Raw genomic sequence first — 19,749 nt, 5'->3', positions numbered from 1 at the left:
CTGTGCCCTCTTTGCTTCGGGTGGCTTTGCGTGGTGACCGATAGAATGCCTGCAAGGGGGAAAGCTAATGGTGTCGTTTGCCAGAATCGTTCCGAATCAGCATTACTCGCGTAAAGAGTTAGCGAGCCTTTGGGGCTATCGAAGCTATCAGGCCATTGCGCGTGGCGTTGTGACTCCTAAGGGCGATAACAAGATCATTCTGTTTGTCACGCAAGATAAGCAGAGCTCGTCTGAGCAGTACCGCGATTATTTGGTAGGAGCGGTGCTGCATTGGGAGGGGCCAAACGATCACTTCGCTGAAGAGCGTATGCAGTGTGCTCAACGGCAGGGTGATGAGATTCATCTCTTCTATCGTGAAAAGCACCATTCCGATTTTGTTTATATGGGACAGGTTGATGTGGTGGGGTGTACGCTGCTCACAGGTCGTCCGAGCCGATTTGAACTGCAGCTACGTGCTGCTGAATGACCAGGGTCATGATCGATAGGAATTCAGTGAGCACAGATCAAGGAAAGCGACTCCTATGTCCATGTGGGCGTCATGCTGGAAAACTAACTGCGTTGGTAGTCGGCGACTGTTGCCAGCGCTATTTGGCTGACTGGAACACTCCGGCCCCCGATGCCGAATCCCTCATGCGCTCGCGCTACACCGCCTTCGTGCAGCAGCGTGCCGACTACCTGCTGGCCACCTGGCATGCCTCCACCCGTCCCGCCGAGCTGGATTTCGAGCCCGGCCTGAAATGGCTGGGCCTGGAAGTGCGCCAGCATCGCATCATCGATGCCACCCATGCCGAGGTCGAGTTCGTCGCCCGTTCGCGCCTGCAGGGCCGCGCCATCCGCCTGCATGAGCGCAGCCGTTTTGTGCGAGAGGCAGACGATCAGGGCGTGTTGCGCTGGTATTACGTCGATGGAGACATGCTGTGAATCCCCCGCGCATCCGTTTCGCTGCCGTCCTGTTCGACTGCGACGGCGTGCTGGTCGACAGCGAGCCGCTTACCATGGGCGTGCTGCGCGACATGCTGGAAGAACGCGGCTGGCGCATGACATTGCAGGAGTGCATGCAGCTCTTCGTCGGCAAGGCCACGAAGGACGAGGCAGCCCGCATTGAGCGGGAAACCGGCCAGCCTTTCACCACCGAGTGGCTGCACAGTTTCTGGGCGCGGCGCGACGTGGCCCTGCGCGCGCATCTGCAGGCCATTCCCGGCGCCGCCGAACTGGTGCGGCAGGCCCATGCGCTCACGGGTGGCCAGATCGCCTGCGTTTCGGGCGCCGATCGCGACAAGATCGGCCTGCAGCTCTCCCACACCGGCCTGCTGCCCTGGTTTGATGGGCGGATCTTCAGCGGCCACGACATGCCGCGCAGCAAGCCCCATCCCGATGTCTATCTGGCAGCCATGGACCGGCTGCAGGTCGCGCCGGACCAATGCCTGGTGATCGAGGACACCGTCACCGGCGTGCGTGCCGGCGTGGCCGCCGGTGCCACGGTGTGCGGACTGTGCCTTCCGGGTAATCCCGTTGTGTCGCCGGAACAACTGCTGTCTGCCGGCGCACAGCAGGTCGTTGCAAAACTCGATGACGTTGCGCTGCACTGGCGCTGATTTGCTGGCACAATCGCGGTATTGACGTTTACGTCAACGTAATTTAACCGTCAAGAAGACAGGGTATGTTCAACCTGCAGACGGGCCGCCGGGCGAAGCCATGCCCGGCGCCGGCAAGTACCGCACACAAGACGGTGCCCCCGGAGCTCGACAAGTTTCATAGGAGTGCAGCGTGCAGGATGGGGCACGAGCGTCATCGGCGCTGCACTGAACAACTGGTCAAAACCTCAGGAGACAACGATGGACGCCAAAGATATTCCGCAACACCACGTGGTGCAATCCCCCAACGCGCCGCTGCCCAACAGCTATGACAAGGGTGACACCGACAAGCCCCTGCTCGAAGTCACCATCGGCGATCACTTTGATGGCGTGGTTGCCAAATATCCCGATCACGAAGTGCTGGTGAGCCGTCACCAGGGTATCCGCTACACCTACCACCAGCTCCAGCTCAAGGCCACGCAACTGGCCAGCGCCATGCTCAAGAGCGGCCTGCAGAAGGGCGACCGCGTCGGCATCTGGTCGCACAACAACGCCGAATGGTTGCTGGTGCAGGTGGCTACCGCCAAGATCGGCGTGGTGCTGGTCAACATCAACCCGGCCTACCGTGTGGCCGAGGTGGAGTATGCGGTGAACAAGGTGGGCTGCAAGGCCATCATCGTCATGCCCAGCTTCAAGACCAGCAACTATGTCGGCATGCTGCAGGAACTGGCGCCCGAACTGCCCAAGTGCCACCCTGGCATGCTGGCCATTTCCCGCATGCCCTCGCTGCGCCGCATCGTCTGGATCGACGTGGCCGGCCAGGGCGATGAGATCCCCGGCATGCAGCGCTTCTCCGAATGGATTGCCACCGGCGACCAGCTCGATCCGCAGGTCGCGGCCGTGCAGAAGACGCTGAAGAACACCGACCCGATCAACATCCAGTTCACCAGCGGCACCACCGGCTTCCCCAAGGGCGCCACGCTCACGCACCGCAACATCCTGAACAACGGCTGGTTCGTCGGCGAGTGCATCGAGCTGACCGACAAGGACCGCCTGTGCTGCCCGGTGCCGCTGTACCACTGCTTCGGCATGGTGATGAGCAACCTGGCCTGCATGACGCACGGCGCCTGCGTGGTCTACCCCAACGATGCGTTCGACCCGCTGCTGGTGCTGCAGACCGTGCAGGACGAGAAATGCACGGCGCTGCATGGCGTGCCCACCATGTTCATCGCCGAACTGGACCACCCGCAATTCAAGGATTTCGACCTGTCCACGCTGCGCACCGGCATCATGGCCGGTTCTCCCTGCCCGATCGAGGTGATGAAGCGCGTCGTGAGCGAAATGCACATGAGCCAGGTCACCATCGCCTACGGCATGACCGAAACCAGCCCGGTGAGCTGCCAGTCCAGCGTCGATACCCCGCTGGACCGCCGCGTTTCCACCGTCGGTCTGGTGCAGCCCAATCTGGAAGTGAAGATCGTCGATCCCGAGAGCGGCGAGACCGTGGCCTGCGGCACCTCCGGCGAATTGTGCACGCGCGGCTACTCCGTCATGCACGGCTACTGGGGCGATGAAGCCAAGACCAAGGAAGCCGTGGACGAAGAAGGCTGGATGCACACCGGCGACCTGGCCACCATGGACGAGCAGGGCTACGTCAACATCGTCGGCCGCATCAAGGACATGGTGATCCGCGGCGGCGAGAACGTCTACCCGCGCGAGATCGAGGAATTCCTGTACCGCCATCCCAAGGTGCAGGACGTGCAGGTGGTCGGCGTGCCCGACGAGCGCTACGGCGAGGAGCTGTGCGCGTGGATCATCGCCAAGCCCGGCCAGAAGCTGGACGAAGAGCAGATCCGCGAATTCTGCAAGGGCCAGATCGCCCACTACAAGGTGCCCAAGTACCTGCGCTTCGTCGAGGAATTCCCGATGACGGTCACCGGCAAGATCCAGAAGTTCAAGATTCGCGACGCGATGAAGGAAGAGCTGGGCCTGCACGAAGCCAAGACGGCCTGATCGGCCAGGCCGGCGCTGTGTTGCCGGCCGCACAGAATACGAGAAGTCAGCGGGGCGCCAGCGCGCGCCCTGCGCACAAGGAGATTGCACCATGCCCGTTATCCAATCCAAACTCAATGCGCGCTCGGCCGAATTCCAGGCCAACGCTGCAGCCATGCAGGCCGTTGTGGACGACCTGCGCCAGCACGTCGAGCGCGTGGCGCTGGGCGGCCCCGAGGCAGCCCGTGACAAGCACGTGGCCCGCGGCAAGCTGCTGCCGCGCCAGCGCGTCGAGATGCTGCTCGACCCCGGCACGCCCTTCCTGGAACTGTCGCCGCTGGCCGCCATGAACATGTACCCCGACCGTGACGGCAGCGATTCCGCTCCCGGCGCGGGCGTGATCACCGGCATCGGCCGCGTCTCCGGCGTGGACTGCCTGATCGTCTGCAACGACGCCACCGTCAAGGGCGGCACCTACTACCCGATGACGGTGAAGAAGCACCTGCGTGCGCAGGAAATCGCCCAGCAGAACCACCTGCCGTGTATCTATCTGGTGGACAGCGGCGGTGCCAACCTGCCCAACCAGGACGATGTGTTCCCGGACCGCGACCACTTCGGCCGCATCTTCTACAACCAGGCCAACCTGAGCGCCCAGGGCATCGCCCAGATCGCCGTGGTGATGGGGTCATGCACCGCCGGTGGCGCCTACGTGCCGGCCATGAGCGACGAGACCATCATCGTCAAGAACCAGGGCACGATTTTCCTGGGCGGCCCGCCGCTGGTGAAGGCGGCCACCGGTGAGGTGGTGACGGCCGAAGACCTGGGCGGTGGCGATGTGCACACCCGCCTGTCCGGCGTGGCCGACCACCTGGCGCAGAACGACATGCACGCGCTGTCGCTGGCGCGCAGCATCGTGGACAACCTGAACCACCAGAAAGCCGACCTGCCGCAGTACGCCGAGCCCAAGCCGCCGCGCTACGACGCCAAGGAACTCTACGGCATCATCCCGACCGACACGCGCAAACCGTTTGACGTGCGCGAAGTGATTGCCCGTATCGTGGATGACTCCGAACTGGACGAATTCAAGGCCCGCTTCGGCACCACGCTGGTGTGCGGCTTTGCCCGCATCGAGGGCATGAAGGTCGGCATCATTGCCAACAACGGCATTCTGTTCGGCGAGAGCGCACAGAAGGGCGCCCATTTCATCGAGCTGTGCTGCCACCGCAAGATCCCGCTGGTGTTCCTGCAGAACATTACCGGCTTCATGGTCGGCCGCAAGTACGAGAACGAGGGCATTGCCCGCCACGGCGCCAAGATGGTGACGGCGGTGGCCACTGCCAACGTGCCCAAGTTCACCGTGGTGATCGGCGGCTCCTTCGGCGCCGGCAACTACGGCATGTGCGGCCGCGCCTACAGCCCGCGCTTCCTGTGGATGTGGCCGAATGCCCGCATCTCCGTGATGGGCGGCGAGCAGGCGGCTGGTGTGCTGGCTACCGTGCGCCGTGATGGCATCGAGGCCAAGGGCGGCACCTGGTCTGCCGAGGAAGAGGAGGCCTTCAAGGCCCCGATCCGCCAGCAGTACGAAGAGCAGGGCCACCCCTACTACGCTACCGCTCGCCTGTGGGACGACGGCATCATCGATCCGGCCGACACGCGCCGCATGCTGGCCCTGGGCCTGAGCGCAGCGTACAACGCCCCGATCGAAGAGCCGAAGTTCGGTATCTTCCGCATGTAAGACGCAGGACGGGCCGTGCTGCGCAAGCTGTTCCTTCTTGCAACGCTGGCCGCCGTGGCGGCCAGTGCGCAGGCGCGCCTGCAGGAGGAGCGGCTGGAGGTGCCGGTCACCGTTCAGGACCGTTACGGCCAGAGCGAAACGCGGCTGGTCCGCACCTCGCTGTTCCGCGACGATGCGCGCAAGGGCGTGGCACCGGTCGCCGTCATCCTGCACGGCCGTCCGGCCGACAGCGCGGCCAAGGCGGACATGGGCCGGGCCCGCTTCTCGGCAGCGGTCGACTTCTTCGTCAAGCGCGGTTACGTGGTGGCGGTGCCTACGCGCATCGGCTACGGCGTGACCGGCGGGCGCGATGTGGAGGCTTCCGGCAACTGCGAGCGGCGCGAGTTCGGCCCGGGCTTCCAGGCTGCGGCCGACCAGACTCTGGCCGTGCTCGAGGCGGTGCGCAAGCGCCCCGCGATAGCGCAGGACCGCACCGTGCTGGTGGGCCACTCCTATGGCGGCATCGTTGCGCTGGCAGTTGCGGCGCGCAAGCCGGCTGGCCTGCAGGCGGTGGTGAATGTGTCTGGCGGAGCCGGAGGTGATTCCAGGCTGCGCCCTGGCCAACCCTGTTCCACCTTTCCGCTGGCGCAGCAGCTGCGCAGTTTCGGCACCGCCGTGCGGGTGCCGACACTCTGGCTCTATGCCAGCAACGACCGCTATTTCGGTGCCACTGTACCGAAGCAGTGGTTCGACGCCTACAGCCGCATCGGCGGCACCGGCGAGTTTGTGGACGTGGGGCGCGTGGGCGCCGACGGCCATGCCCTGTTTACCCATTTTCCGGGAATCTGGCAGCCCCGCGTGGCCAGCTTCCTGGATCGCCACGGCCTGCGTGCAGCGCGCACCGGCCGCGGCAGCCAGTCATAACGACAAGACGGAGTTTGATTCATGACCGCACTCGTGACCACCATCGAAGGCCATGTGGCCACCCTCACGCTGAGCCGTCCGGACGTGCGCAATGCCTTCAACGATGAAGTCATCGCCGAGCTGACCCAGGCTTTCACCGACATCGGCAACAACGCCGACGTGCGCTGCGTGGTACTGGCGGCCGAAGGCCCGGCCTTTTGCGCCGGCGCCGACCTGAACTGGATGCGCCGCATGGCCGACTACACGCGCGACGAGAACCTCGCCGACGCGGGCAAGCTGGCCGAGATGCTGCGCGTGATCTATACCTGCCCCAAGCCGACCATTGCCCGCGTGCAGGGCGACGTCTATGCCGGCGGCATGGGTCTGGTGGCTGCCTGCGACATGGTGGTCAGCGTGGACACCGCCAACTACTGCCTGAGCGAAGTCAAGCTCGGCCTGATCCCGGCCACCATCAGCCCTTACGTGATCCGTGCCATGGGCCCGCGCGCCTCGCACCGCTACTTCCTCACGGCCGAACGCTTTGATGCCAAGGAAGCGCACCGCATCGGCTTCGTGCACGAACTGGTCACGGCCGAGCAACTCGACGCCAAGGTGGCAGAGATCGCCAAGGCCCTGTGCATGGCCAGTCCGGCGGCCGTCAAGGCCTGCAAGCAGCTGGTGCAGGACGTGGCCGAACAGGAAATCACCCCCGAACTGATCGCAGACACGGTGGCCGGCATTGCCGACATCCGTGCCAGCGAAGAGGGCCGCGAGGGCGTGCAGAGCTTCCTGCAGAAGCGCAAGCCGTCCTGGCTCGAGAAAAAGGACTGAGCGTCCTGCCGCGCTGCCATGCCTGAGATCCTCATGAACTTCATCCGCATTTCCACGGCTGTGACCCTGCTCCCCATAGAGCAGGCGCAGGGCCGTGCTGCGGAGTCCGGGAGGAGGAAGCCATGACGGAAACCCTCATGCAATGGTGGCAGCAGTTGCTGCCCTACCTGCAGCAGGCCGGCGTTGCCATGAGCGGTGCGGGGCATGCAGCGGGAGATGTCGCGGGTCAGGCCCTTGGCCGCATGGACATGGCAGGCATGCTGGCGCTGGCCGGCGCGCTTGGCTGGGCCAGCGGCTTCCGCTTGTACGCGGTGGTGTTCATCACCGGCCTGATCGGCCTGTTGGGCTGGGTGCCACTGCCCGAGAGCATGCACATGCTGCAAAGTCCGGTCGTGCTCGCCGCCAGCGGCTTCATGCTGTTCATGGAGTTCTTTGCCGACAAGATCCCGGGGCTGGACAGTGTCTGGGATCTGGCCAACAGCGTGATCCGCATTCCCGCCGGCGCCGCGCTGGCCGGCAGCGTGTTCGGAGCCGATGGCGGCACCATGACGCTGGTGGCCACCATTCTGGGCGGTACCCTGGCTGCCACCAGCCAGGCCGCCAAGACCACCACGCGCGCTGCCATCAATACTTCGCCCGAGCCTTTCAGCAACGTGGCGGCCAGCCTGTTCGAGGACGGGCTGGTGGTCGGCATCGTCTGGCTTGCGGTCAACCAGCCCGTCATCTTTGGCGTGGTGCTGCTGGTGGCCGTGGTGCTGATGGTGCTCGTAACGATTCTTCTGGTGCGCTTTCTGCGCGCCGCCATTCGCCGTTTGAAAACATGGTTCGGGGCGGAGCCGGCGCCGTCACCCTGACGGCCGCTTGATCCCGACAATAGATACCAAGGAGACTGTGATGTTCAAGAAAATCCTGATTGCCAACCGCGGCGAAATTGCCTGCCGCGTGGCTTCCACGGCGCGCCGCATGGGCGTGCAGACGGTGGCGGTGTATTCCGATGCCGATGCCCGCTCCAAGCACGTGCAGCTGTGCAACGAGGCCGTGCACGTGGGGGGCAGCGCGCCCAAGGACAGCTACCTGCAATGGCAGCGCATCATCGATGCTGCCAAGGCCAAGGGCGCCCAGGCGATCCACCCGGGCTATGGTTTCCTGAGCGAGAACGAGGAATTTGCCCAGGCCTGTGCCGATGCCGGCCTGGTGTTCATCGGCCCGCCCGCCTCCGCCATTCTGGCCATGGGCCTGAAAGCCGAATCCAAGCGCCTGATGGAGCAGGCCGGCGTGCCGCTGGTGCCGGGCTACCACGGTGCCGATCAGGATCCCGAACTGCTGAAGAAGGAAGCCGACCGCATCGGCTACCCCGTGCTGATCAAGGCCAGCGCCGGTGGCGGTGGCAAGGGCATGCGTCTGGTCGAGAAGGCCGAAGATTTCGCCGCTGCGCTCGAATCCTGCAAGCGCGAAGCCATCAACAGCTTCGGTGATGACGCCGTGCTGGTCGAGAAATATGTGCTGCGTCCGCGCCACATCGAGATCCAGGTATTTGGCGATACGCATGGCAACTACGTGTACCTGTTCGAGCGTGACTGTTCCGTGCAGCGCCGCCACCAGAAGGTGCTGGAAGAAGCGCCCGCTCCCGGCATGACGCCCGAGCTGCGCAAGCAGATGGGCGAGGCCGCCGTGGCCGCCGCCCGCGCGGTGAACTACGTGGGCGCCGGCACGGTGGAATTCATCGTCGAGCAGCCGGGTGGCTACGACAAGCCGGAAGAGATGAAGTTCTACTTCATGGAAATGAACACCCGCCTCCAGGTGGAGCACCCGGTGACCGAAGCCATCACCGGCACCGACCTGGTCGAGTGGCAGCTGCGCGTCGCCTCCGGCGAAAAACTGCCCAAGACGCAGGAAGAGCTGCAGATCAAGGGCCACGCCATCGAGGCACGTATCAACGCCGAGAATCCCGAGAACAACTTCCTGCCGGTGACCGGCACGCTGAAGGTGTACCGCACGCCCGAATGGAGCGTGACCTTCGAACGTGCTGACGCGCGCGTGGACTCCGGCGTGCGTGAAGGCGATGCCATCAGCCCGTTCTACGACTCCATGATCGCCAAGCTGATCGTCTGGGGTGCCGACCGCGAGCAGGCGCTGGCCCGCCTGGACGGCGCGCTGGCGCATATGCGTATCGTCGGTCTGACCACCAACGTGCAGTTCCTGCGCCAGATCCTGGCCACCGAGTCCTTCAGCCAGGCCAGGCTCGATACCGCGCTGATTCCGCGCGAAGCCGACGTGCTGTTCGGCCAGGACAGCCTGGGCATGCCCATGAGCGTGGCAGCCGCCATCGGCCACCGCATCTTCAACGAGAACAAGCAGCTGCAGGGCAAGGACCCGTTCAGCCGCCGCGACGGCTGGCGCGCCTATGGCGGTTTCAGCCGCCAGTTCCAGCTGATGTACCGCGACCAGCCGCTGCAGGCAGACCTGCGCTACGAGCACGACGGCAGCTACTACATCGTGATCAGCAAGCCGGACGGCACGCTGCGCCCCGAAATCCTGACCGAAGGCCCGCTGATCGTGGAAGAGCGCGATGACGGCCGCATGGACGTGCGCTACGGCGAAGACCGCCAGGTGCTGCAGGCCTGGCTGGATGGCGAGGAACTGAACGTGTTCAGCCAGCGTGGCTCCAGTCAAATTACCGTGGTCGACTCCCTGTTCCACTCCGGCGAGGGTGGCGAGGGTGGCCGCCTGACGGCGCCGATGCCGGGCAAGGTGGTGTCCTTCGCCGTCAAGGCCGGCGACAAGGTCACCAAGGGCCAGCCGCTGGCGGTGATGGAGGCCATGAAAATGGAGCACACTATCTCCGCACCGGCCGATGGCGAAGTGGTCGAACTGCTGTTTGCCCCGGGCGACCAGGTGCAGGACGGCGATGAACTGCTGACCCTGAAGTCGGCGTAAAGGAGCAGCACGATGAGCATGTCCCTGCCGACCAAGGCCCAGATCATCGAACTCGGTCCGCGCGACGGCCTGCAGAACGAAAAGCAGACCGTGCCGACCGACATCAAGGTGGACCTGATCCATCGCCTGGTGGATGCCGGCGTGACCAAGCTGGAAACCACCAGCTTCGTCAGCCCCAAGTGGGTACCGCAGATGGGCGACAACACCGAGGTGATGAACGCGATCCAGCGCAAGCCGGGCGTGGTCTACTCGGTGCTGGTGCCGAACATGAAGGGCTATGAGGCAGCCGTGCTGACCCGGCCGGATGAAGTGACCGTGTTCGGTGCGGCCAGCGAGGCCTTCAGCCAGAAGAACATCAACTGCTCCATCGCCGAGAGCATCGAGCGTTTCGCTCCGGTGGTCGAGGCCGCGCTGGCGGCGGGCATGAAAGTGCGTGCCGCCATGAGCTGCACCGTGGGCTGCCCCTACGAGGGCGAGATTGCGCCCGAGCGCGTGGAATACCTGGCCGGCCTGCTGAAGAACATCGGCGTGCAGCAGGTGGCCGTGGCCGACACCATCGGCGTCGGCACCCCGCTCAAGGTGCAGCGTGCCATCGAGGCTACGCTCAAGCACTTCAGCGTGGACCAGATCAGCGGCCACTTCCACGACACCTACGGCCAGGCACTGGCCAATACGCTGGCTGCGGTGCAGATGGGCGTGTGGCAGCATGAAACATCTGTGGCCGGCCTGGGCGGCTGCCCCTACGCCAAGGGCGCCACGGGCAACGTGGCGACCGAGGACGTGGTCTACATGCTGCACGGCATGGGTATCGATACCGGCATCGACCTGGACAAGCTGATTGACGCCGGCCAGATGATCAGCGACTTCCTGGGCCGTCCGTCCGGCTCGCGCGTGGCGCGCGCGCTGCTGACCAAGCGCGCGTCGGCCGCTTGCGCCTGAGCGGGTACGGGAGCTTTCCGGGGGCCACGGGGTGGCCCTTTCTTTTGCCTGGATAATGCGTCCATGCCCAGTTCCTCCGTATCCAACCGGGCGGCAGAAAGCCGCAAGCTCGCGGAGCGCATCGCCTGTGCGCTCGCCATGCCGCAAGTCCCGTCCCCCTGCATCAACGTCTGCCAGATCGATCCGGCCAGCGGCCAGTGCCGCGGGTGCTGGCGCACGCTGGATGAAATCGCCCACTGGTCGGTGCTGGACGAGGACGAGAAGAAAGCGATCTGGCAGGCGCTGATGGCGCGCAGCCAGGCCGCCGTGCCACGCTGAGGAGTTCTGCCGCCATGCCTGTCATCCACTTTTATTTCGATTTCGTCTCGCCCTACGCCTATGTGGCCTTCCATGCCTTGCCGCGCACGCTGTTTGGTCTGCCCTACCAGATGGTGTATCGGCCGCTGGTGCTGGGAGCGCTGCTGAAAGCGCATGGCACGCCCGTTCCGGTGAGCCTGCCGCCCAAGCGCGAATGGCTGTTTCGCCATGCCGGCTGGCTGGCGCGCGAACAGGGACTGGAGTTTGCCCTGCCGGCGAGCCATCCGTTTTCGTCCATCCCCTGGTTGCGCATGGCGCTGGCCGCCAGCCCGCAGGGGCAGCCCGGCCGCCATGTGTGCGAAACGCTGTTCGATGCGATCTGGCAGGGCGGCCGTGATGCCGATGATCCGGCCCTGCGCGAAGCAGTGTGGCAGGAGTTGGTGCGAGACCTGCCGGCCGTGCGGGATCCGGCTGACTCGGAAGTGAAGCAGGAATTGTTCGCCATTGGCGAGGCGGCCATTGCGCACGGCGTTTTCGGCGTGCCCACCTGCGTGCTGCTGCCGGAAGAGGAGGGCGGCACTCCGGAGGTGTTCTGGGGCGTGGAGGGCCTGCCCATGCTGCGCGAGGCCGTGCTGGCGCGTGCCACGACCGCGGAAGGCACCGACGCATGAAAGCCTTGCTGCAACGGGTGCGTGAAGCCAGCGTCACGGTCGATGGCGCCGTGACGGGGCAGATCGGCCCCGGCTTGCTGGTGCTGCTGTGCGCCGAACCGCAGGATACCGAGGCCGTGGCCGACCGGCTGCTGGCCAAGATCCTCAAACTGCGGATTTTCAGCGATGCTGCGGGAAAGATGAACCGCAGCGTGCAGGATCTGGATGGCGCTAGCACGGCGGGCGGACTGCTGCTGGTCAGCCAGTTCACGCTGGCTGCGGATTGCAGCGGGGGAAACCGGCCCAGTTTTACCGGCGCAGCGCCTGCGGCGCTGGGGCAGGCGCTGTATGACTACACCGTGGCGCAGGCCCGAAAGCTCCATCCCGAGGTCGCCACCGGGATTTTCGCGGCCGACATGCAGGTGGCCCTGGTCAATGACGGGCCGGTCACGATCTGGCTGGAGATGGCCTGAGGCATCCCCTGCCCGACTGTGCTTAAAGGTTCTGCGCCAGCGCGCCCATCCTGTCCAGGGCAAAGCGCAGGTATTCCGGCACGCAAGGGAGGTGGTCCGCAGGGCTGGCCGTGCAATCGGTGAGTGACACGGCCGTCGCCCCTTGCTGCCGCAGTGCCTGCAGTGCGGAGGTGGAGGCTGCATAGGGCACGGTCTTGTCATCCTTGCCGTGGAACAGGTAGACCGGCGCGGTCGGCGCCCAGCCCAGGTGCACGCTGTTGTATCTGGCCAGGCCGTCCAGGTCCCCCGCCAGATAGCGGTCGATGCCATCGACACGGAACACCACATCCCCCTGATTGTTGTGCAGCAGCACCAGCACCATCAGCTGGCGCAGGCGCTTGCGTGTGGTGTCGCCGAGCTGGCTCAGGTTTTCAGGGGTGACAATCCCTTGCAGCTCCGGGTACTTTGCCACGGTCTGCTCCAGCAGGCCGTCCAGTGCGGCCTTGACATCATACGGCCCAGCGCCCGGAACCGCCGCCTTCAGGCTGCCCAGCATGGACCCGCCGGTCTGCTGGATCAGACGGTGGGCGGCCATGGTGGCGTAGCCGCCTTCGGAATAGCCCATCATGAACAGCTGCCCGTTGTCCCGGACCTGGTTCTGCGATTGCCATGCGCGGCTGGCTTGCAGCATGTCGACCACCGCGCGTGCCGTCGGAGTGGCTTCCATGTAGGGATGCTGTGTGCCGAACGAAGAACCAAAGCCGATGTAATCTGCCGCGACCACGATATAGCCCTGTGCGGCCAGTTGCGCTGGCGGTTCGGACGCTACCACGTTCTGCGACGGCGCCTCGGCGTTGCGGAAGATGGTGGCATGCTGATAACTGAGGACGGGGCTGGATGCGCCGTCCGGTTTGACCGGTACGCTCAGCAGCCCCGAGGCAAGCAGCTTGCGTCCCGCAGCATCCGAGGTAATGTAATTCAGGCGATAGGTCTTGACATCGTAGCGTGCCGCAAGGCCTTTGAACCAGCTGTCCGGCTGTGCTGCAGCCTGCGAAATGCTGGCTGCTGTCAACGTGTTGATGGCTTGTGCGTCACGCAGGTCTCCCAGGTTGCCAGGGGGCTCGCTGCTACCGCTGCCGCCACCTCCGCCGCCGCAGGCAGCCAACATCACGGACAGGCAGGCGGCTGCCAGAAAATGCCTGCGAGGCGCAGCGGAGAGGGGCTGGGGGGCAGCGATCAGCATGGGAACAATTCCTTGGGGATGGTGGTCTTTCGCAGTATGCCGGCAGAAAGAAGAGGGCGCTGTCAGACTAGTCCGATTGTGTCGCATCCGGTAAGAATGGTGTAAGCAATGGTATCTTGCGACAGATCGATGACAAATCCATGGCAATACCGCACTAGGGTAAACCCTATCAGTGTTTTTGCTGAGTAATTGGTATAAACCCTGTGTTTGTCACTCTTTTAACAATTAGATACCCATGGCCATTCAACGCGAATACGGCACCGAACACCCGTTCTGGAAAGCCGGCCCCTTCAAGATCCGATTGCCCTTCATCCACTACCGCTGGGAATTCCCCGAAATGGTGCAGGGCCTGTTCATGTTTGTCGTCAGCCTCGGCATGATTCCGCTGCTGATGAAGTACCTGGCCATGCCGTACGAGGCGGCGCTGGCCTTCTGTGTGGTGGCCGGTGTCGGCTACCTGCTGCCGGCCCTGATGGGCGTGCCGCTGGTGCCGGGCTGGATCACGCCGGCAATTCCGGTCGTGCTGCTCTACCTGCAGAACTTCGAACCCGGCCCGGAGGCCGTGCGCGCCATGTTCGCGCTGCAGCTTGAAGTGTTCATCATCTTCCTGGTGCTGGGCCTGACCGGCCTGGGCAACAAGCTGGTGACGCTGATTCCGAACTCGCTGAAGTCCGGCATCATCATCGGTGCCGGTATCGCCGCCATGATGGGTGAGCTGAAGACCGGCGGCCGCATCGACGCAACCCCGATCTCCCTGTTGATCGGCTCCATCGTGTCGGCCTATATCCTGTTCTCGCTGTCGTTCAAGCACATCGTCGAAACCAACCGTTTCGCCAAGATGATCTCGAACTTCGGCATGATCCCCGGCATGCTGATCGCCATGGGCATCGGCTGGGCGGTGAGCGAGTACCCGCTGCCCGACATCGAGTGGGGCATCACCGAGCCGAACTTCGCGCTGATGATGAACTACCTCGTCTACAACACCGGCATGCCCAGCGCCGACATGTTCCTGCTGGCCATTCCCACCGCCATCATCGCCTACGTGATCGCCTTCGGTGACATCCTGGTCGGCTTTGCCCTGTGCAAGCGCGTGGACCACCTTCGCCAGGACGAGAAGATCGAACTGGACGTGACCCGCGTGCACATCGTGACCGCGCTGCGCAACGGCCTGCATGCCCTGCTGGCTCCGTGGCCGGGTCTGGCCGGCCCGCTGTGGACGGCGGCACACGCCACCGTGGCCGAGCGCTACGCCCTGGGCCGCAAGGCGATGGACTCCATCTATTCCGGTGGCGGTACCTTCTGGATCACCGGCCTGCTGGCCATCTTCATGCTGCCGCTGGTGTCGGTGTTCAAGCCCGTGCTGCCGATTGCCCTGTCGCTGACGCTGGTGCTGACGGCCTACATCTGCATCATGGTGGGCATGGAAGAACTGAAGAACTCCGCCGAGCGCGGCGTGGCCGGTATCGTGGCCGTGACGCTGGCCATGCCCGATGCCAAGGCCACCGTGTACGCCGTGGTGATCGGCCTGACGCTGTACTGGCTGATCGAGCGCCCGAACGCGGCGCAGCGCAGCAAGCGCGACCTGAGCATCATTGCCGACGACACTGCTTCCATCGAGGCCGGTGACGAGCACGGTCAGGCATTGAAGAAGCCCAACAGCTGATACTGACTGACTGACTGCCTCCGGCATTCCTGCAAGGCCCACTTCGGTGGGCCTTGTCTTTTCTGCAATCGCCCTGGAAGGTCGCAGCCAGCTTGTCAGGGGCGTGCCGCTTTCTGCCCCGGATGCGACACCACCAGCCACAGGGCCAGGCCGATCATGCCGCCTCCCGCCAGATGCGCCCAGGACACCTGCTCGCCCAGGAAGAGGACGCCCCAGAGGACGCCGAAAGCGGGTACCAGAAAGGTGACAGTGAGGGAGCGTACCGGGCCGATATTCTCCATCAGGCGGAAGAAGAGGATGTAGGCCCAGGCGGTGCAGAGCAGGCCCAGCGCGGCCAGTGCCAGCCAGAGTGACGGGTTGCCCCAGCTCGGCGGTGGCGCGAGCGTGGCGGAAGCCGCAAAGAACGGCAGCAACAGCAGGGTGGCCCCGAACTGGCTGCCCGTGGCTACCAGTTTTGGGTTGAGGCCACCGCGCTCGTGAATCCAGCGCTGGGTGAGAAAGCCCGAAATCCCGTAGCAGCTGGTTGCGACCAGGCAGGCCAGTGCCCCCAGCAGTTCCGGCCAGCCCATGGCAACCGGCCCCACCGCAGTCAGCAGGGTGACGCCGGCCAGGCCCACGGTCACCCCGATCAGCTTGCGCGCCGTGGCAGCTTCATGGAAGAACAGGGCGCCGATGAGCACGCCCATGAGCGGTGCGGTGGCATTGAAGATGGCCGAATACCCGGCCGGCAGCAGGCGTGCCGCCAGGGTGTACATCAGGAAGGGAACGCCCGAGTTGATGGCGCCCAGCAGCAGCGTCTGGCGCAGCTTGCCCCGGAAATCCCAGCGCGTGCGCAAGGCCAGCAGGATCACGATGAGTCCGAGCGAGGCAAACAGCACCCGGAAGAACGCGGTAGGGATGGCGCCGATGACCGGCGCCACCATGCGCATGAACAGGAAGCTGAATCCCCAGATGGCGCCCAGCAGGAGCAGCCGCGCGTAGTCGGATGGGCGCATCGTCAGGTTTTGAAGGGAGCTGCAGGCGGCACTCCGCCGCCTGCAGGTTCATAGGTTTGAGCGTTGCTCAGCGCTCCACTTGCGACACGTCACGCACCGCACCGGTATCGGCGCTGGTCGTCATCGCGGCGTATGCACGCAGCGCGGCGGACACCGTGCGGTCGCGGTTGACCGGCTTCCAGGCCTGCTTGCCGCGGGCTTCCATGGCGGCGCGGCGCTGGGCCAGCACCTCGTCGCTCACGGCCAGGTGGATGCGGCGGTTCGGGATGTCGATCTCGATGGTGTCGCCTTCTTCCACCAGGCCGATGGTGCCGCCCTCGGCCGCTTCGGGCGAGGCGTGGCCGATGGACAGGCCCGAGGTGCCGCCGGAGAAGCGGCCGTCGGTGAGCAGCGCGCAGGCCTTGCCCAGGTGCTTGGACTTGAGGTAGCTGGTGGGGTAGAGCATTTCCTGCATGCCCGGGCCGCCCTTGGGGCCTTCGTAGCGGATCACCACCACGTCGCCGGCCACCACCTGGTCGCCCAGGATGGCTTCGACCGCGGCGTCCTGGCTTTCGAACACGCGGGCGCGGCCGTTGAACTTCCAGATGCTTTCATCGACGCCGGCAGTCTTGACCACGCAGCCGCGCTCGGCCAGGTTGCCGAACAGCACGGCCAGCCCGCCTTCCAGCGAGTAGGCGTGTTCCTTGTCGCGGATGCAGCCTTCGGCACGGTCCACGTCCAGTTTGGGGTAGACGCGGCTCTGGCTGAAGGCCTGCGTGGTGCGGATGCCGCCCGGTGCCGCAACAAAGCGCTGGTGCGCCGCGCTGCCTTCGGCGGTCTGCATCACGTCCCACTGCTGCAGGGCGTCCTTCAGCGTGGGTGCGTGCACCGTGCTGACGCCGGTCTGCATCAGGCCGGCACGGTCCAGTTCGCCCAGGATGGCCATCACGCCGCCGGCGCGGTGCACATCTTCCATATGGTACTTCTGTGTGGCCGGTGCCACCTTGCACAGGCACGGAACGACGCGGCTCAGGCGGTCGACATCGGCCATCTTGAAGTCCACGCCGGCTTCGCTGGCGGCGGCTAGCAGGTGCAGGATGGTGTTGGTGGAGCCGCCCATGGCGATGTCCAGGCTCATGGCGTTCTCGAATGCGGCCTTGGTGGCGATGCTGCGCGGCAGCACGCTGGCGTCATCCTGCTCGTAGTAGCGGCGCGCCAGTTCCACGGCGACGCGGCCGGCTTCGAGGAACAACTCTTTGCGCTGCGCATGGGTGGCCACCAGCGAGCCATTGCCGGGCAGCGACAGGCCCAGCGCCTCGGTCAGGCAGTTCATGGAGTTGGCGGTGAACATGCCGGAGCAGGAGCCGCAGGTGGGGCAGGCGCTGCGCTCGACCTGGGCCACGGTCTCGTCGGAGACGCTGCTGTCGCCGGCCTCGATCATGGCGTCGATCAGGTCCAGCTTGCGTTCGACCTTGTTGCCGTCGGCAATGGCGATGACCTTGCCGGCTTCCATCGGACCACCGGAGACAAAGATGGTCGGGATGTTCAGGCGCATGGCGGCCATCAGCATGCCGGGGGTGATCTTGTCGCAGTTGCTGATGCAGACCAGCGCGTCGGCGCAATGTGCGTTGACCATGTATTCCACGCTGTCGGCGATCAGGTCGCGGCTGGGCAGGCTGTACAGCATGCCGCTGTGGCCCATGGCAATGCCGTCGTCGATGGCGATGGTGTTGAATTCCTTGGCGATGCCGCCGGCCGCCTCGATTTCGCGTGCCACCAACTGGCCCAGGTCGTGCAGGTGCACGTGGCCGGGAACGAATTGGGTGAAGGAGTTGGCGATGGCGATGATCGGCTTGCCGAAGTCGGCGTCGGTCATGCCGGTGGCGCGCCACAGGGCGCGGGCGCCGGCCATGTTGCGGCCATGCGTGGAAGTCTTGGAACGGTAGGCGGGCACGGGGAATTCCTTGTGAGGTGATGCCGGACATGCAGTGTCCACGGCATCTTGCGATTATGCCAAATCGACCGGGGGAGCCAGTGTGTGGGGGCGTCCCGTGCCCGGGGCATGACCACCCCGGGATTCATGGTGTGCCGGTGCGGCTTTGCTGGCGAATTCCCCTATTGACAATGGTAAAATCCTACTAGTTGTAATGGAGGGGTTGACCATGGGAATGAACGAGCAAAATCTGTATCAACAAAAGCATGTCTCCGCCGAAGTGGCGGCCGCCGTGGTGAAGTCGGGCGACACGGTATTTGTCGGCGAGTTCGCGCAGAACGTCGAGGCATTCGACGCGGCGCTGGCCGCACGCTGCAGCGAACTGCAGGATGTGAACCTGATCACCACCACGCGCCTGAAGCCGCTGGCCTGCGTCGAGGCTGATCCGGCCCGCGAATCCTTCATCTGGAACGACTGGCACTTCTCCGGTCTGGGCCGCAAGTACGCCGAGCGCGGCCTGGCAAGCTACATTCCCTTCTCCTACCACCAGGGCCCGAAGGCAGTGCGCCTGTACGAGAGCCCGGACGTGGCGGTGGCCCAGGTCACTCCCATGGATGCCAACGGTTTCTTCAACTTCTCGACCAGCTGCTCGATGACGCCGGATTATCTGCGCAAGGCGAAGAAGGCGATTCTGGAAGTCAACACCACGGTGCCGCGCTGCCTGGGTGGCCGTGACGAGGGCATCCACATTTCCGAAATCGACATGGTGATCGAGGGCCCCAACACGCCGCTGGTGCAGCTGCCCGAAACCCAGGCCAGCGAGGCCGACATGGGCATCGCCAAGCACGTGATGCAGCTGCTCGAGGACGGTGCCACCATCCAGTTGGGCATTGGCGCGCTGCCCAATATCGTGGGCTCCATGATCGCGCACAGCGACCTGAAGGACCTGGGCGTGCACACCGAGATGCTGGCCGACTCCTATGTCGACATGTACGAGGCCGGCCGCATCACCGGCAAGAACAAGGGTATTGACCAGGGCAAGATGGTGTACACCTTTGCCATGGGTTCGCAGAAGCTGTACGACTTCCTCGACAACAACCCGGCAGCCGCCATCTACCCGGTGGACTACACCAACGATCCCTGCGTGATCGGCCGCAACCCGAAGGTGTTCGCGATCAACAATGCCATCGAGGTGGACCTGTTCACGCAGGTGTCGAGCGAGTCTTCCGGTACGCGCCAGATTTCCGGCACCGGTGGCCAGCTCGACTTCATTCTGGGCGCCTTCAACTCGGAAGGTGGCAAGGGCCTGATCTGCATCGGCTCCACCTACAAGCAGAAGGACGGCACCATGGCTTCGCGCATCGTGCCCACACTGTCGCCCGGCTCCATCGTGACCTGCCCGCGTTCGCTGGTGCACTACGTGGTGACCGAGTTCGGCTACGCCCAGATGAAGGGCAAGTCGACCTGGCAGCGTGCCGAAGCGCTGATCAACATCGCGCATCCGGACTTCCGTGACCAGCTGATCAAGGATGCTGCGGCCATGGGCATCTGGCGCCGTTCCAACAAGCTCGCCTGACGCGGCTTTTTCCCCCGGACAGCCACGCGCGTACGCCTTGTGTACGCGCGTGGTTTTTTGTATGAGCGTTA

18 protein-coding genes are annotated in these 19,749 nt (G+C 64.7%); 15 read left to right on the top strand and 3 right to left on the bottom strand.

Translation table 11 applies throughout. The features are described from left to right. Window positions 1–67 precede the first annotated feature (67 nt). From KKQ75_RS08215 to dtd, 13 genes are all read left to right on the top strand, one after another. Complete coding sequence (locus KKQ75_RS08215) at window positions 68–466, top strand: DUF3427 domain-containing protein (RefSeq protein WP_213361455.1); 399 nt, start codon at window positions 68–70, stop codon at window positions 464–466. Then, a complete protein-coding gene (locus tag KKQ75_RS08210; protein ID WP_434087723.1) occupies window positions 463–921 on the top strand; it encodes a YchJ family protein in 459 nt (152 codons plus the stop codon). The genes KKQ75_RS08215 and KKQ75_RS08210 overlap by 4 nt, the downstream gene beginning before the upstream one ends. Continuing rightward, a complete protein-coding gene (locus tag KKQ75_RS08205) occupies window positions 918–1,595 on the top strand; it encodes an HAD family hydrolase (protein ID WP_250131040.1) in 678 nt (225 codons plus the stop codon). Before KKQ75_RS08210 ends, KKQ75_RS08205 begins: the two co-directional genes overlap by 4 nt. A 240-nt stretch (window positions 1,596–1,835) precedes the next feature. After that, window positions 1,836–3,587, top strand: a complete 1,752-nt coding sequence (locus KKQ75_RS08200; protein WP_213361452.1) for an AMP-binding protein — start codon at window positions 1,836–1,838, stop codon at window positions 3,585–3,587. Window positions 3,588–3,678: 91 nt separating this feature from the next. Further along, complete coding sequence (locus KKQ75_RS08195) at window positions 3,679–5,301, top strand: carboxyl transferase domain-containing protein (RefSeq protein ID WP_213361450.1); 1,623 nt, start codon at window positions 3,679–3,681, stop codon at window positions 5,299–5,301. A gap of 15 nt (window positions 5,302–5,316) precedes the next feature. Continuing rightward, complete coding sequence (locus KKQ75_RS08190) at window positions 5,317–6,204, top strand: alpha/beta hydrolase family protein (RefSeq protein ID WP_213361449.1); 888 nt, start codon at window positions 5,317–5,319, stop codon at window positions 6,202–6,204. A gap of 21 nt (window positions 6,205–6,225) precedes the next feature. Next, window positions 6,226–7,014, top strand: a complete 789-nt coding sequence (locus KKQ75_RS08185; RefSeq protein ID WP_213361448.1) for an enoyl-CoA hydratase/isomerase family protein — start codon at window positions 6,226–6,228, stop codon at window positions 7,012–7,014. A gap of 122 nt (window positions 7,015–7,136) precedes the next feature. Continuing rightward, window positions 7,137–7,868 (top strand): DUF4126 domain-containing protein, encoded by a 732-nt coding sequence (locus tag KKQ75_RS08180; protein WP_250131039.1) that lies wholly within the window; start codon window positions 7,137–7,139, stop codon window positions 7,866–7,868. 40 nt (window positions 7,869–7,908) lie between these two features. Beyond that, window positions 7,909–9,951, top strand: coding sequence for an acetyl/propionyl/methylcrotonyl-CoA carboxylase subunit alpha (locus KKQ75_RS08175; RefSeq protein ID WP_213361447.1), 2,043 nt, complete (start codon window positions 7,909–7,911; stop codon window positions 9,949–9,951). 18 nt (window positions 9,952–9,969) lie between these two features. Further along, the gene (locus KKQ75_RS08170) at window positions 9,970–10,890 is read left to right on the top strand and encodes a hydroxymethylglutaryl-CoA lyase (protein ID WP_213362722.1); all 921 of its coding nucleotides are present in this window, start codon (window positions 9,970–9,972) and stop codon (window positions 10,888–10,890) included. Window positions 10,891–10,953: 63 nt separating this feature from the next. Then, window positions 10,954–11,208, top strand: coding sequence for a DUF1289 domain-containing protein (locus tag KKQ75_RS08165; protein WP_213361446.1), 255 nt, complete (start codon window positions 10,954–10,956; stop codon window positions 11,206–11,208). Window positions 11,209–11,222: 14 nt separating this feature from the next. Next, window positions 11,223–11,858, top strand: a complete 636-nt coding sequence (locus KKQ75_RS08160; protein WP_213361445.1) for a DsbA family protein — start codon at window positions 11,223–11,225, stop codon at window positions 11,856–11,858. Continuing rightward, the gene (gene dtd / locus KKQ75_RS08155) at window positions 11,855–12,310 is read left to right on the top strand and encodes a D-aminoacyl-tRNA deacylase (protein WP_213361444.1); all 456 of its coding nucleotides are present in this window, start codon (window positions 11,855–11,857) and stop codon (window positions 12,308–12,310) included. Before KKQ75_RS08160 ends, dtd begins: the two co-directional genes overlap by 4 nt. 22 nt (window positions 12,311–12,332) lie before the next feature. Here the strand turns inward: dtd and KKQ75_RS08150 are convergent, their stop codons facing one another. After that, a complete protein-coding gene (locus tag KKQ75_RS08150; protein ID WP_213361442.1) occupies window positions 12,333–13,532 on the bottom strand; it encodes an alpha/beta hydrolase family protein in 1,200 nt (399 codons plus the stop codon). Window positions 13,533–13,767: 235 nt separating this feature from the next. Between KKQ75_RS08150 and KKQ75_RS08145 the strand changes: the two genes are divergently transcribed. Then, window positions 13,768–15,195, top strand: coding sequence for a solute carrier family 23 protein (locus KKQ75_RS08145; protein ID WP_213361440.1), 1,428 nt, complete (start codon window positions 13,768–13,770; stop codon window positions 15,193–15,195). A gap of 95 nt (window positions 15,196–15,290) precedes the next feature. Here the strand turns inward: KKQ75_RS08145 and KKQ75_RS08140 are convergent, their stop codons facing one another. Further along, window positions 15,291–16,190, bottom strand: coding sequence for a DMT family transporter (locus tag KKQ75_RS08140; protein WP_213361438.1), 900 nt, complete (start codon window positions 16,188–16,190; stop codon window positions 15,291–15,293). Between the two features lie 67 nt (window positions 16,191–16,257). Further along, on the bottom strand, window positions 16,258–18,123 hold the full coding sequence (gene ilvD / locus KKQ75_RS08135; RefSeq protein ID WP_213361436.1) for a dihydroxy-acid dehydratase: 1,866 nt from the start codon (window positions 18,121–18,123) through the stop codon (window positions 16,258–16,260). A 208-nt stretch (window positions 18,124–18,331) separates the two neighbouring features. Between ilvD and KKQ75_RS08130 the strand changes: the two genes are divergently transcribed. Then, on the top strand, window positions 18,332–19,678 hold the full coding sequence (locus KKQ75_RS08130) for an acetyl-CoA hydrolase/transferase family protein (protein ID WP_213361434.1): 1,347 nt from the start codon (window positions 18,332–18,334) through the stop codon (window positions 19,676–19,678). Window positions 19,679–19,749 lie beyond the last annotated feature (71 nt).

The organism is Brachymonas denitrificans (assembly GCF_907163135.1).
Taxonomy (GTDB): Bacteria; Pseudomonadota; Gammaproteobacteria; order Burkholderiales; family Burkholderiaceae_C; genus Brachymonas; species Brachymonas denitrificans_A.
The sequence above is the reverse complement of the archived record's forward strand: the minus strand, read 5'-3'. Positions and strand labels throughout refer to the sequence as shown.

Coding starts and splice junctions, on each gene's coding strand:
- KKQ75_RS08215 (WP_213361455.1), top strand. CDS start 68: ATGGTGTCGTTTGCCAGAATCGTTCCGAATCAGCATTACTCGCGTAAA.
- KKQ75_RS08210 (WP_434087723.1), top strand. CDS start 463: ATGACCAGGGTCATGATCGATAGGAATTCAGTGAGCACAGATCAAGGA.
- KKQ75_RS08200 (WP_213361452.1), top strand. CDS start 1,836: ATGGACGCCAAAGATATTCCGCAACACCACGTGGTGCAATCCCCCAAC.
- KKQ75_RS08195 (WP_213361450.1), top strand. CDS start 3,679: ATGCCCGTTATCCAATCCAAACTCAATGCGCGCTCGGCCGAATTCCAG.
- KKQ75_RS08185 (WP_213361448.1), top strand. CDS start 6,226: ATGACCGCACTCGTGACCACCATCGAAGGCCATGTGGCCACCCTCACG.
- KKQ75_RS08180 (WP_250131039.1), top strand. CDS start 7,137: ATGACGGAAACCCTCATGCAATGGTGGCAGCAGTTGCTGCCCTACCTG.
- KKQ75_RS08175 (WP_213361447.1), top strand. CDS start 7,909: ATGTTCAAGAAAATCCTGATTGCCAACCGCGGCGAAATTGCCTGCCGC.
- KKQ75_RS08170 (WP_213362722.1), top strand. CDS start 9,970: ATGTCCCTGCCGACCAAGGCCCAGATCATCGAACTCGGTCCGCGCGAC.
- KKQ75_RS08165 (WP_213361446.1), top strand. CDS start 10,954: ATGCCCAGTTCCTCCGTATCCAACCGGGCGGCAGAAAGCCGCAAGCTC.
- KKQ75_RS08160 (WP_213361445.1), top strand. CDS start 11,223: ATGCCTGTCATCCACTTTTATTTCGATTTCGTCTCGCCCTACGCCTAT.
- dtd (WP_213361444.1), top strand. CDS start 11,855: ATGAAAGCCTTGCTGCAACGGGTGCGTGAAGCCAGCGTCACGGTCGAT.
- KKQ75_RS08150 (WP_213361442.1), bottom strand. CDS start 13,532: ATGCTGATCGCTGCCCCCCAGCCCCTCTCCGCTGCGCCTCGCAGGCAT.
- KKQ75_RS08145 (WP_213361440.1), top strand. CDS start 13,768: ATGGCCATTCAACGCGAATACGGCACCGAACACCCGTTCTGGAAAGCC.
- KKQ75_RS08140 (WP_213361438.1), bottom strand. CDS start 16,190: ATGCGCCCATCCGACTACGCGCGGCTGCTCCTGCTGGGCGCCATCTGG.
- KKQ75_RS08130 (WP_213361434.1), top strand. CDS start 18,332: ATGGGAATGAACGAGCAAAATCTGTATCAACAAAAGCATGTCTCCGCC.